This is a genomic window from Paenibacillus sp. sgz302115, from assembly GCF_056120445.1.
The window spans coordinates 1-11,950 of the sequence record NZ_JBVYOK010000018.1 but is presented as its reverse complement, the minus strand read 5'-3'; the positions used below and the strand labels follow the sequence as shown (position 1 = coordinate 11,950).

At 42.8% G+C, this 11,950-nt stretch carries 13 protein-coding genes and 1 pseudogene; 6 read left to right on the top strand and 8 right to left on the bottom strand.

Features of this window, described 5'->3' with window-relative positions:
- Nucleotides 1-168 precede the first annotated feature (168 nt).
- The 4 genes from AC0LWN_RS25150 to AC0LWN_RS25135 all read left to right on the top strand — a co-directional run bounded on the left by AC0LWN_RS25150 (nt 169) and on the right by AC0LWN_RS25135 (nt 4,210).
- Entirely contained in the window at nt 169-1,743 is a 1,575-nt protein-coding gene (locus AC0LWN_RS25150; RefSeq protein ID WP_474670222.1) for a limonene hydroxylase, read from the top strand.
- A gap of 42 nt (nt 1,744-1,785) precedes the next feature.
- The gene (locus AC0LWN_RS25145; protein WP_474670220.1) at nt 1,786-3,012 is read left to right on the top strand and encodes an RtcB family protein; all 1,227 of its coding nucleotides are present in this window, start codon (nt 1,786-1,788) and stop codon (nt 3,010-3,012) included.
- A 34-nt stretch (nt 3,013-3,046) separates the two neighbouring features.
- The gene (locus AC0LWN_RS25140) at nt 3,047-3,469 is read left to right on the top strand and encodes a hypothetical protein (protein WP_474670218.1); all 423 of its coding nucleotides are present in this window, start codon (nt 3,047-3,049) and stop codon (nt 3,467-3,469) included.
- A 114-nt stretch (nt 3,470-3,583) separates the two neighbouring features.
- Nucleotides 3,584-4,210, top strand: a complete 627-nt coding sequence (locus AC0LWN_RS25135; RefSeq protein WP_474670216.1) for a type 1 glutamine amidotransferase family protein — start codon at nt 3,584-3,586, stop codon at nt 4,208-4,210.
- Nucleotides 4,211-4,231: 21 nt separating this feature from the next.
- Here the strand turns inward: AC0LWN_RS25135 and AC0LWN_RS25130 are convergent, their stop codons facing one another.
- From AC0LWN_RS25130 to AC0LWN_RS25110, 5 genes are all read right to left on the bottom strand, one after another.
- Nucleotides 4,232-4,960, bottom strand: coding sequence for a CPBP family intramembrane glutamic endopeptidase (locus AC0LWN_RS25130; protein ID WP_474670214.1), 729 nt, complete (start codon nt 4,958-4,960; stop codon nt 4,232-4,234).
- A gap of 70 nt (nt 4,961-5,030) precedes the next feature.
- The gene (locus tag AC0LWN_RS25125; protein WP_458966979.1) at nt 5,031-5,621 is read right to left on the bottom strand and encodes a TetR/AcrR family transcriptional regulator; all 591 of its coding nucleotides are present in this window, start codon (nt 5,619-5,621) and stop codon (nt 5,031-5,033) included.
- A gap of 153 nt (nt 5,622-5,774) precedes the next feature.
- Nucleotides 5,775-6,431 (bottom strand): ABC-2 transporter permease, encoded by a 657-nt coding sequence (locus AC0LWN_RS25120; RefSeq protein ID WP_474670211.1) that lies wholly within the window; start codon nt 6,429-6,431, stop codon nt 5,775-5,777.
- Nucleotides 6,428-7,291: an ABC transporter ATP-binding protein gene (locus tag AC0LWN_RS25115; protein ID WP_474670209.1), complete on the bottom strand. Its 864-nt coding sequence runs from the start codon at nt 7,289-7,291 to the stop codon at nt 6,428-6,430. Before AC0LWN_RS25115 ends, AC0LWN_RS25120 begins: the two co-directional genes overlap by 4 nt.
- 2 nt (nt 7,292-7,293) lie before the next feature.
- Nucleotides 7,294-7,671, bottom strand: a complete 378-nt coding sequence (locus AC0LWN_RS25110; protein ID WP_474670207.1) for a GntR family transcriptional regulator — start codon at nt 7,669-7,671, stop codon at nt 7,294-7,296.
- Between the two features lie 220 nt (nt 7,672-7,891).
- Between AC0LWN_RS25110 and AC0LWN_RS25105 the strand changes: the two genes are divergently transcribed.
- Nucleotides 7,892-8,752 (top strand): helix-turn-helix domain-containing protein, encoded by an 861-nt coding sequence (locus tag AC0LWN_RS25105; RefSeq protein WP_474670205.1) that lies wholly within the window; start codon nt 7,892-7,894, stop codon nt 8,750-8,752.
- A 16-nt stretch (nt 8,753-8,768) separates the two neighbouring features.
- Entirely contained in the window at nt 8,769-9,341 is a 573-nt protein-coding gene (locus tag AC0LWN_RS25100) for a GNAT family N-acetyltransferase (RefSeq protein WP_474670203.1), read from the top strand.
- Nucleotides 9,342-9,400: 59 nt separating this feature from the next.
- Here the strand turns inward: AC0LWN_RS25100 and AC0LWN_RS25095 are convergent, their stop codons facing one another.
- The 3 genes and pseudogenes from AC0LWN_RS25095 to AC0LWN_RS25085 all read right to left on the bottom strand — a co-directional run.
- Nucleotides 9,401-10,060 (bottom strand): RloB domain-containing protein, encoded by a 660-nt coding sequence (locus tag AC0LWN_RS25095; protein WP_474670201.1) that lies wholly within the window; start codon nt 10,058-10,060, stop codon nt 9,401-9,403.
- A gap of 4 nt (nt 10,061-10,064) precedes the next feature.
- Nucleotides 10,065-11,372, bottom strand: a complete 1,308-nt coding sequence (locus tag AC0LWN_RS25090; protein WP_474670199.1) for an AAA family ATPase — start codon at nt 11,370-11,372, stop codon at nt 10,065-10,067.
- 196 nt (nt 11,373-11,568) lie between these two features.
- Nucleotides 11,569-11,791 (bottom strand): annotated as a pseudogene (locus AC0LWN_RS25085) (alpha/beta hydrolase); the annotation flags it as partial.
- Nucleotides 11,792-11,950 lie beyond the last annotated feature (159 nt).

Here is an 11,950-nt window from a genome sequence, read left to right as displayed (position 1 = left end):
AATGGAAAAGTTTATGACCGGTCGTAATACTTTCACCATGTTCGCTGCTCCAAAAATAAGCGATTATAGATACAGAAGGCCGACGCGATAAAGTGACGGTCCAACTTCCTCCCAGTGGAGGAATAGCTCAGTTGGTAGAGCGGGTGAAGGAAATTTGGGAAAAAGGTGATGAAAACGATGGTTATTTTCTTCAATAAAGCTGTACGGCCTCTTTGGGAAGGCAAGTCCTCCATTTATTCATATATTCAGAAGCAAGGCGAATCCGTGGACGGTTCCCTGCCGGATGACGAAGAATTCTGGTCCGGCAGTACAATGAGGTGGGTAGCGGGCGGTTTGGATGGAGCATTTGGACACCATGCGACGCCCGGTAAGATGGCGGATGAGGCACAGGAGCTAGTCCAGCTTCTGGCGAAGCAATCCAGGAAGCCGAAGAATTCAATAAGAAAGGCTCTTTATGCAAAGCTTGTGAAGACGGATATAAGCGGTGTGATTGACGCAAGCTTGGATGAGGTGCGCAAACACCCCAATATACAACCAGATGCAATATTCCATGAGGCGACATGGATGGTGGAGAATGCGGCACACCGAAATGTCGTCAAATTCGGAATTGCGCTACTGGGCCTTTTTCAGAATGAGCAAGTGAAAGAACTGCTTCTGACACTAGGGAGACATGAGGAATTTACGCTATATGCTATGATTGCGATTTATAATGGAATGGAAGACGGTAACCAGGTACTATTTGAATTAGCTAAGCAAGTTCATGGTTGGGGGAAAATTCATATCGTTGAGAGACTCGAGCCGTCTAGTCAGGAGATAAAAGACTGGTTGCTACGCCAAGGGTGCCTAAACAGCGTCATGAACGAATATTTAGCTTGTATTTGTGCGAGAAATGGTAATTTGCGGGAGGCGCTTTCGACTGATCGGGTAGATAGCGAATTGTTTGATGGGGCGACCGATATCATCGAAGCGTTATTGAATGGCGGGCCGGCTGAGGACATAGATGATTATGAGCATGGTCCACAGGTAATATCCGATTACATGAGGCTGACCCGGGAGATGGGCTCAACAGCAAAGCACCTGTCTGCCGTATTTAATATTCTCAACTTTTTGTCTCAGGATGAGGAGGAGTGGGCAGGCCGAATGTCGGCCGGATGGACCGGGCAGCTAAGAACTGATAATAGAGATGCTTGTCAATCGATTATTGCCGACGTCAAGTGGGGAAGCATTGTTATGGATGCTGTTAGTACTGGTGATTCGTCGGACCGTTATTATGGCGTATTTTGTGCCGAAAAGCTCGGCATTGATATCTGGGATACTCTCTATGATCAGCTTGCCGACAACCCGATGGAGAATTTTCATTTCTATCAGCTCATGAAATCAAATGATCCAAACCGAATCCGAAAATTGGTTCAATTTGCGACCGAACAGCTTCCTTTACAGCAAATCGCTGCGGGTCCCGGCAATGAGATGGGGCTTGGCAAAGAATATGCTGCACATAGGAATTTGGATACCATTTTGCAGAGTCTGGATCAGTATGAGGGAATGGGTATGGAATTGATCCTCACCGGTCTGAACAGTCCTGTGATTCGAAATCGGAACATGGCGATTAAGGCGCTAGAGGGCTGGAACATTACCTCATGGGGTGATCAGCTTGCCAAAGCAGTTATTCATTTATCACAGATTGAACCTGACGACTCGGTAAAAGAACGGATTCATAAGCTGCGGGAAGCAAAAGGGCTCTAATCCCGGGAAATGTATTCATTTATGTAGGAGTGGAATAATCTTATGGCTTATCAAAATATAGATGGCGTGCGTGTCTGGGGAAGTCCTGACAATGGGGCGCTTGCTCAAGCAAAAACGTGCGCGGAAACCGGCAATGTGGTTCAAACCCTGCTGATGGCGGATCACCATAAAGGCTACAGTCAACCGATCGGTGGGGTGGTAGTATATGACGGGCAAATCTCTCCTTCCGGCGTTGGTTATGATATTGCATGCGGGAATAAAGCAGTGCGAACCAATTTGTTTGCCCAAGACATAAAGCCAGGATTGGCGAAGATTATGGATGAGATCGCCCGCAAAATCTCCTTCGGGGTAGGCCGGGTTAATAATGAAAAGGTCGACCATGATCTTTTCGATGATCCCGATTGGGCTGTTTACAAGGCGGTTGGCAAGCAAGAGCACGACAAGCTGAAGGCGTTAGCGCAAAGTCAGCTCGGCACTGTCGGCAGCGGCAATCACTTCGTGGATTTGTTTGAAGAAGCGGGAACCGGCCGTTTATGGGTCGCCAATCATTTCGGGAGCCGGGGCTTTGGACATAAAACAGCAAGCGGCTTTATTAACTTGGCTGCCGGCAGAGAGTTTCTCGCGAACGCTCCCGGAGAGAAGATGGATCAGCCGCCTATACTGCTTGACCTGAGCAGTGAGCTTGGCGACATGTATTACCTAACGATGAAGCTGGCCGGACGTTACGCCTATGCCGGAAGGGACTATGTGATCCGGCAAGTGTTGGCTATTCTGGGAACGGAAGCGGACCTCGAAGTGCATAACCATCATAACTATGCCTGGAAAGAGACGCACAACAGGAAAGAGGTCGTTGTCGTCCGTAAAGGAGCGACCCCGTCCGCACCCGGACAGGTTGGTTTCATCGGCGGCAGTATGGGGGATATATCCGTTATCGTAAAAGGGAAGAACAGCATAGAGAACAGGGATTCTTACTACAGCACCGTTCATGGAGCGGGACGAATCATGAGCCGGACCCAAGCAGCAGGGAAAATGAACTGGAAGACCCGTACCCGCAGCGGCGGTCAAATTAGCACAGAACAAATGATGAAGGCTGTTCGGGATTTCGGTGTGGAACTGCGCGGAGCAGGCACGGATGAGAGCCCCTTCGTTTATCGGAAGCTCCAGGAAGTGCTGGATGCGCATGCTGAAACAATTGAAGTCATGCATGTGTTGAAACCGATAGGTGTTTGCATGGCTGGAGCGGATGAGCTAGATCCGTATAAGGATTGATGCATTCTCTATAAATACAGAAGGATGGATGTATATGGATATTGATAAGACGATAAACGATTATTGCAATGCAGCAATAAATATTGGGGATAAATCATATAAGTATAACTTAGATTTTACGCCTGAAACGATAAAGATGGTTAGCGACATATTAGATAACTATCATGAGATTTATGTTAATGAGACAAGCGATGGAGAGATGCATGAGCGTATCAGCACCTACTCAGCAATTTTCGGAATCTATGTAGGAGAAGTGCTTCGAAAAAATTACGCTAGTGATTTTAAGTGGGAGAGTACGGAGCATGGATTTGGACTGCAGAAAGAGAATAATGTGGTCTTTCCCATTGCAAAAGCCTATAAACATATCCAGAACGGAGCAGAAGGTGGAGACCGGATTGATTCATTTTTTGATATCGCCAGCATGATAGTCCAAGGAAAATTTCCAAATCGAGGCTAAGACGATTTCTAGTTTCCGGGCATATTGTCAAATAAAACAGCTTCACTGACAGTAGATGTCAGTGAAGCTGTTTTATTATAGTGATAAAGATTGATCAATTAGGAGGAATTTTGAATGAACAGTACGGTATATCTTTATGTATTTGATACAATGGCAGATTGGGAAATAGGCTATTTGACTGCCGAATTGAACTCAGGAAGATATTATAAAAAGGGGCTGGCCCCGTCAAAAGTAGTTACTGTGGGAATTGAAAAGGCTCCTGTAACTACAATGGGCGGACTGAAAATACTGCCTGACATCAAACTGGATGAGTGCAGCATTGAGAGCACGGATGCATTAATTTTACCGGGTGGAGATACATGGATGGAAGCAATTCACGAACCAATAGTAAAAAAGGCAGAGCAGTGTATACAGGAGAACATTGTTGTCGCAGCGATATGTGGCGCTACAATAAGGCTTGCTCAGAATGGATTGCTGGATTCAAGCTGGCATACAAGCAATGACTTGGGATACCTCAAAATGGTGTGTTCCGGTTATAAGGGTGAAGAGTATTTCAAAAATGAGCCTGCTGTTACTGATGGAAAATTAATTACGGCTTCGGGGGTAGCTCCATTGGAATTTGCTGCACATGTCTTGAAAGCTCTGGATGTATTCTCGCCAAAAACACTGGATGCTTGGTATAAGCTCTATGAAACTCACGAATCTGAATATTTTTATGAGTTAATGAATTCAATACAATAAGCAAATTCTAGAACCACTATCTCACTTTAAAAATCCTAAAGCGATGACTACTGCCATCGGTCCATTTACAATTGCATGAACAATAAGTCCGGTCATGGTGTTCTTAGTTTTTTGTATTGTGTAAGGTACAATAAATAGCAACGGCAGCAAAAGAATGATTAAATCGGCACCAAAGCAAATGTGAAATAGCAGCCAGCAGAAGGCGTTAACAAGCCAAGCCGATTTGCCATGGGTTAGCTCCTGCCGTGGTAAAATATAGCCGTGCCACAGCATTTGTTCCCCCACAATATTAAAGAAAAACATGGGCAACCAGACGAGCAAATACAATTTTTGAAAGCCCTCCAGAGGCTGTGAACTCATAAAATCAGGTGTGGTTTGCAGTGGAGAAACAGAAAAATATTGAGTAAGCAGAGTGGAAATCCACCATACGAGCCCCATGGCTGTAAATGACAACAATGTAGCGCAAAGCGTCCAAATCACATCTTTTTTTGTCAGTTTTTTCAACCTCAATCTTCTAAGTAATATTTGGAGATTGAGAGTTCCTGTTTCTCTTTTTACGAATAAAAGAGCACTAACAAACAGTGGGATAAACACAAGAAGGCCTGTTATGTACCAGCTCAGCGAAGGATGTAAGCCCAGATTTTCATGTAAAAAGGGCGTGAAGTACTTTGTTAACGCAATGAAATAAGCGCTGGGGAAAGCAAATAGAACGATGGATCTCCAAAGAGGTAATTTTTTGAGATTTTCCATACAAAAAACATTTCCCTTCTGTTTTTTATAATAATGATCGGATGATCATTATTTCGGCAAAAAAATAAAGCTATGAAAAATGCAAGGTTCCCTCAATAAAAAAGGCAAACATGTCACTGATGAGTTGTTGTTTTCTTTCATTGTCATCACAGGTCTCAATAATAAAAAGCAAACCCGCGAGAATTTGTTCAGCTAAAATACGGGTAAATCCTGGCGTTGTACTAATACCATACTCAGTAAAATGCTTATCGGAATGCTGCTCAAGGGTCTTTAAAACAATACTCCTTGCAGATTGGTACTGTGTATTCTCACTCCTATCAATGAGTAGTAGAAAACGTTTAGTAAAGATGGGCATAAACTTTGTGAGATAAGTCTGAAAATAATCACGCCAGTTGATACTATTATCATTTTGGTGATTGATATCTAGCATCTCTTCATTTTCATGATGCTCCATCAAATAAAGAAAAGCGTTATATTCATTTTTGACAAGTTCATCAAAAAGTGCTTCTTTGTTTGAAAAGTAGCGATAGATATTGCCGATGGTCGTGCCGCTTTCTTTTGCAATGTTACGTAAGGAAGCATGCTCGAATTTTTTTTGTAGAAATTCCTGTTCTGCCTTTTTCAAAATCAAGGTTCTAAGTTCTTCTTTAAGTACCTGCATTAATAATCACCCGATCATTATTATGAACTTATTTTTATAATTGTCAATATACTATGCTAATATCGTGTGTTAACAAGTTTTGACGTCGGCGGGGAATAGCTTCCCGAAATTATGAGAGACATTGCAGCCATTCCCCGCCTTCAATGCAGCCACTTAATACAAAAGCTCCTTCTTTGAGAAAATCACATAGCTGATTTTGTACATCACCAGGTTCCACACCAGCGCTATCACCGGGGAGCAGCACAGCAGGATAACCATAAGCTGATCTGTAAAAGAAACACCAAAGAAGATCAGAAGCTCATAGATACCAAAGCAGATCAAAGCAGGAACTATAAAGGAAACAAGTGATAACGTGCGGGCTTTTTCTGTACCGAACTTAAATAAGAGCGGGATGGACATACTTCCCAAGATTTCCGCAATTACTAAACCAACCACAGCGACAACCGGCAGAGTGAGGACCTCGCTCATGTTGCTGTAATCAATTTTGCGGACGATGATGCCGCCAATGCAACCAATCACTAGACCGCTGACAGCACCGATAACCGAGAAAATCAGCAGAACGATAAATTTGCTGGCCACCAATTCTTTTTTGGTAACCGGGGTAACCATAGCATATTTCATCCACTTGGAGTTGTCGTCAAAATTGAACGTAGTCATAACCATCATGCTGCATAGAACTCCACTTGCAATAATATAGGCTTCCGGTCCGCTGAAAGGGATGAAAATCACGGCGAAAACCAACAGCGTAAACACCATGGATTTTGCGTTGTGTCCAATGTTATACAAATCTTTTAGAATCAAGCTCTTCATTGTACCTGTTCCCCCTTTACATAGAGAAGAAGAATATCGTCGATAGAAGCGTCGTCTACTACTGCCGTCTTATACTTGCGGCGCGCTTTTTCCTTATCGGCAACCAGCACATCCCACTGATAGTCGAATTTCCGGTAGGCAAGGATCTCCGATTTATCAATCGCCTCAAACAGTGCCGCCCCGCAGCGAATAATGCCGTAGTTGTAACGCAGTTCGTCCTTTGCCTTGCAGAACAGAACCTTTCCCTTGTGAATAAAGGTGATGTTATCAGCCACTTTCTCCAAATCCGTTGTGATGTGGGAAGACATCAGGATAGAATGGTTTTCGTCCTGGATAAAATCCAGAAAAACATCCAGCATATCGTCACGCATGATAGGATCAAGTCCGCTGGTCGCTTCGTCCAGGATCAAGAGCTTTGGCTTATGGGAGAGCGCTACAGCAATACAAAGCTTCATCTTCATACCTTTGGAAAATGTTTTGATTTCCTTGTCGGAAGGGAGCTGGAATTTATGTAAATAACCGTTGTAAACGGCGTCGTCCCACTGCTTATAGGCAGACGCCGAAATTTTGCCAACCTTGGCCGGGGTGAGGGTCTCATAGAAGTTGATGCCGTCAAACACAACGCCTATTTCCTCTTTGAGTTGCTTCGGGTTAGAGGATAGCTCCTGTCCCCAAAATGTGACGATACCCCCATCCTTTCGGATGAGATCAAGAATGGCGTTAATCGTGGTGCTTTTCCCGGCGCCATTCTCGCCAATCAGCCCCATAATCGTGCCTCTCGGGATAGAAAAGGAAACATGATCCAGCTTGAAACCGGGATATTGTTTGGTCAGGTTCTCCACCTGCAAAATAGGCTCCATCGTTATTCCTCCTCTTGGTAAAACATAGTCAAAAGCTCAACCAGCTTGCTGAGTGGTATGCCGCTAGTTCGCGCAATATCTGCGGCCTCCTGCAAATGTCCTTCTGCTTTCCGCTGTTGTTCTTCCTGGAAAAAATCCTTGTTCTGCGTCGATACAAAGCTGCCCCGCCCAACCGTTGTTTCAATAAAGCCATCCCGCTGCAAATCCTCGTAAGCCTTTTGAACGGTAATGACGCTCACATGAATGGATTTGGCCAATGCACGCATGGACGGAATCGGGTCACCTGTCTGTAATTCTCCGCTCATAATCATTGCCTTAATCTGTGAGGTGATCTGTTCATATATCGGCTTGCTCGTATTACTGCTGATGATGATTTCCACATGACCCCTCCTTTATATTGTGTTGTGGTGTACTTATCGTATAAGTACATTATAGTTAGGTGGAGTGCATTTTGTCAAAGGAGCTTCACTGTGCCGTAATTGTACAGAAAATGCAAAGCAGAATCACATCATATGCTGCATAATACAATTGAAAGGAGAGATGAGCATGGAGGCGCTCGATCAAACACAGCAGGTTATTGATACGCTTGAAGCGGACATTATGAACGTAGATTATCAAAAAATCGAAAAACTGACAGGCATCCCGTTGGGGCTCTATCAGCGTATTTTCACGTATATCTGTGATATTTCCTTAGCCGGATATGTACGAAAAAGAAAGCTTACCTCGTCTGCGGAAATGCTTCTGTTGGGAAGTAAAAATGTAACCGAAATAGCAATGGAATGCGGCTATGAGAGCAGTTCATCTTTTTCAAGAGCGTTCAAGGAGCAGTTTTCTGTCCCGCCCGCATTGATTACAAAGGATATTTATCATGAAAAAGCGTTCCTCCCGCTTTCCTTAACAGATCAGGATTCATATTATGTTTTGAAAGGAAGAAGAATTATGGCGGATCTTGTGAAACTCGAATATGAGAATACAGAGGATATGCTTCTTATTGGCATTAGTAGTAAAGACTATGGAGTTACAACCAACAAGCTGTGGGATGTTTTTTGGGGGCAGGGTTTTGACCAAAAGCTTGCAGAGCTTGAAGAGCATCAGATGGGGATGGAGGACTGTATTGGGCTCGGCTACATGACTGACTTCACTAATGACAACGGTCTTGGGGACACCTATATTGTTGGCAAGTATTTTAGAGTAAACACTCCGGTCCCGGATGGCATGACAGGCAGAATGATCAAGGGTGGAACCATTGCCAAGGCGCAGATTGGTGCAAAGAATCTTGATGAAATTATCAACAACGCATATATTCTCATATCCAGTATGGTGGAGAAAAACGGCTATACACTTGATTATGACAATTTCTACTGGCTGGAGGTTTACACTGTCAGCAGATTCTGCAATCCTCTTGAAAATGGCGCTCAGCAGGTTATTCTTGACTGGCATATGCCATGCAGAAAAATATAACAGGGGGGGATTTGAGATGGGCGATCCTTATGCCGAGTTCCCACACATAGTTACCGATAAAGTTATTTTGCGAAGAATCGTAGAAACTGATATTGATGGGCTGTTTGAGATCTACAACAATGAGAATGTATTTACTTACATCCCCGGAGATATTAAGAAGAATAGAGACACTGTACGTAATATGATAGGTCATTTTGAAAGAGATTTTATTAAAAGAAAAGCAATATTTCTAGGAATTTGCTCAGCCGAAGCGCCAAATGAAATTGTTGGCGTAGCAGAAATGTTTGAATATGACGCTAAAGTAAATATGATCACAATAGGCTATCGGCTTAGCGAACGCTATTGGGGCAAAGGGATTGCGACGGAGGCAGTCCGCGCAATGGTAGATTATCTTTGTAACACCGCTGGAATCAACCGCATACAAGCATTCGTAATGCCAGCTAATGAGAAATCCCAAAAGGTATTACAGAAAAACAGCTTCATTAAGGAAGGAATCATGCGGCAATCACAGTATTGGCAGGGTAAGGGAGTGGTTGATTTGGTGGTGTATGCTTTGATTTGTTCGGATATATGTAAAAAAGGAAAGTAAGTAGAAATCCAAAAAGACGCGCGGGAATTGTTCCCCGGCGTCTTTATTTAAGTGGATCGTTAGAGTAGTCCACAGTCTTTCAGTATTTTTTCAATAGATTCATGAACAAGAAGCGAAGGATTCTCTTTGTAATATCTATATCCTTTGTACTCATGCAAGGTTAATCCAGCTTCTTCATTTCTCCGCATGATGCTATTAGCCCGGGCAATTGCCGTTCTTACATCATCTAATGATATTTTTCTGAGGACTCTTTTGAAGTTTGCTTCTTCTTTATAATCTGAGAGTTCCGCAAAGTTTTCTTCAAAAGCACTGTTTACCCATTGAAGATATTGCCGCCTATGGGCAAGTGCTGCATTACAATCTCTTTTGTGCAAGATCATCCAAAGCTCGAAAGTGAAATTACTGTATCCCAATTTATATTTAATATGTTTCTTAAAGGTTGATGTTTTTTTGAGTGCATCTAACGTTTCTTTAAATTGTTTTGTATGAACCGCTTCACTACTCTCATAATCAAACCAATGTGTGATGACTGTTTCACTGAGAACAGTTAAGGACTTTGCGCGTTTTATAGGATCTTTTTCTTTTTTGCTGTCAATGGACACAGTGTGCATGGCTGTGGAATCGCTATTAATTAACTGCTTTATCCAATCTAAATACCATTTTTCCGTCTCTCCTTCTACAGTGAAATAGTACTTTTTATTGATCTTCCTAGCAGCCATTCAGTTACAGCTCCCCTCTGGCCTCCAGTAATTTTTCAAACACAGGGGTAAAGTCTACATCCTTGATAGCGCCATACTGGCTAATGAAATAATTTTTCATATAATCCCCACCCTGACGTACGGCCTTTTCTCCAGAAGTTCCAAAATCAGATAAGGAGTAATGGGTGCTGCTGAACATTTCTTCATCGCGCTCCACAAACTTGATCTCATCACGTCGAAACAGGTTCGAATTAAGAAAAATAGGATTATGTGTGTTAAAGATAAGCTGTGCATTTTTTTTGTTCAGGTCATCATTATGGAATATGTTGACAATACTCATTAACGCCATGGGGTGCAGGGAAGCGTCGAATTCATCAATAACCAATGTACCTCCGCTGAGTAGGGCATCAATGACAACAGGGAACATGTTTACAAAACGAATGGTCCCAAAGGACTCAAAGGAGTCCGCTTGAACAATTCCTTTTTTATCCATAATCGAATATAACTTCGGCTCTGAATCTTCATCCGACGAATGATAGCCAAGAGCGTTGGAATTGATTCCAAAAATGTGGGCTGCATCGTTGATGGTTGTGTTGATGTAAATCGTGTCTTTCTTAGAAGTTGATGGTCTTGCTTGAAGAGCGTCCGCCCTGCAGAAAACCATGAATTTATTCTCAAGCCAATCTGTTATGAGGTTGACCAGCTTTGAACTAAACATGGCTTTGAACCCGTTCATTAAGAATAGTTCGTCATTGATTAAGTTCTTTTTGGCTAAATTTCTCAGACTATTTTCATTTTCCTCAAACCCGTTGATCGCATACTTCCTGATAAGGTTTGTATCGCCTAATTCCAAGGAGGGATTTCTGGAAAAAATCAGCTTTTCGTTTACAAGTAATACTTCGCTCAGTACTTTACGAACATAGTTTTCGTCCAAGAAACTCCCTAAATCGAGGGATAGTTTATACTCAAACACAAGCCCGCGGTCAGTAAACTTAATACCAAAATCGACCGGAGTATTATTCTTATCTTCATTATTGGGGATCAGTTCCAGTGTACTTGCTGCCGCATTGGATTTTGACTTTTTATCCTCATTTCGGATATGTCCTCTTAGAATAATATTTTTTAGGACATCCATTGCGCCAATGATGTTTGTTTTGCCTGATGCATTGGGCCCATAAATAACCGCCGAGCTCAATCCTTTGTATTCTTTTGTTCCGATTTTCTCCTTTAACAAGCTGTAATCCAAGCCTTTTTGCTTCGGTGCAGGGGTCATGGAGAAGACAAGCGTATCTTGAAAGGATTTAAAGTTTTTAGTTCTAAACTCAAGTAGCATAATTACACCTCCATTTTGCAGTTTTACTGCAAATTACAGTTACAATATATGCTTTAGTATAGGGAAAAGTCAATTCATATATACAATTTTGTTGAAAAAATTCAAAATGAGAGAAATGAAACTACGGGGAATATCTTATGGACTATATATAAGAACGGGAAGCAGTGAGCTGATGACTCACGGCTTCCCGTTCTGCCTAATTTGAGATGATATGCTCCTGCAGCCACTCCCTGAAAAAATTGCAGCTGCTCTTCGGTGTGAAAATAATGTTCGCCATGCTCCATCACGTTCAGTTCACTATGGAACCGGTCCGTGAAAGCAGAGACTACGTCAAACTCGCACAGGTTATCGTCTGAGCCGTAAAGGATTGCAGTTGGACTATTCCATGTATCAATCGGATGCGATCGAACATAGCAGTATTGAGCCTCCAATACGGCAAAAGCCGTGGGATTCCTAGCTAGTTAACGCACGCAAGCCATTTCTGTTTTGTGCAGACTGCTAAGTCAAGAGCTAGCTCATTAGCTCGTCCTGGATCAGAGCCTATAGCTATCCAGGCTGATTGACTGTTACCATCAATC

Bases quoted from the DNA above. Each gene is read 5' to 3' on its own strand.
- AC0LWN_RS25100 (WP_474670203.1), top strand. From the start codon at position 8,769: ATGGGCGATCCTTATGCCGAGTTCCCACACATAGTTACCGATAAAGTT.
- AC0LWN_RS25140 (WP_474670218.1), top strand. From the start codon at position 3,047: ATGGATATTGATAAGACGATAAACGATTATTGCAATGCAGCAATAAAT.
- AC0LWN_RS25135 (WP_474670216.1), top strand. From the start codon at position 3,584: ATGAACAGTACGGTATATCTTTATGTATTTGATACAATGGCAGATTGG.
- AC0LWN_RS25125 (WP_458966979.1), bottom strand. From the start codon at position 5,621: ATGCAGGTACTTAAAGAAGAACTTAGAACCTTGATTTTGAAAAAGGCA.
- AC0LWN_RS25105 (WP_474670205.1), top strand. From the start codon at position 7,892: ATGAACGTAGATTATCAAAAAATCGAAAAACTGACAGGCATCCCGTTG.
- AC0LWN_RS25115 (WP_474670209.1), bottom strand. From the start codon at position 7,291: ATGGAGCCTATTTTGCAGGTGGAGAACCTGACCAAACAATATCCCGGT.
- AC0LWN_RS25145 (WP_474670220.1), top strand. From the start codon at position 1,786: ATGGCTTATCAAAATATAGATGGCGTGCGTGTCTGGGGAAGTCCTGAC.
- AC0LWN_RS25120 (WP_474670211.1), bottom strand. From the start codon at position 6,431: ATGAAGAGCTTGATTCTAAAAGATTTGTATAACATTGGACACAACGCA.
- AC0LWN_RS25090 (WP_474670199.1), bottom strand. From the start codon at position 11,372: ATGCTACTTGAGTTTAGAACTAAAAACTTTAAATCCTTTCAAGATACG.
- AC0LWN_RS25130 (WP_474670214.1), bottom strand. From the start codon at position 4,960: ATGGAAAATCTCAAAAAATTACCTCTTTGGAGATCCATCGTTCTATTT.
- AC0LWN_RS25150 (WP_474670222.1), top strand. From the start codon at position 169: ATGAAAACGATGGTTATTTTCTTCAATAAAGCTGTACGGCCTCTTTGG.
- AC0LWN_RS25095 (WP_474670201.1), bottom strand. From the start codon at position 10,060: ATGGCTGCTAGGAAGATCAATAAAAAGTACTATTTCACTGTAGAAGGA.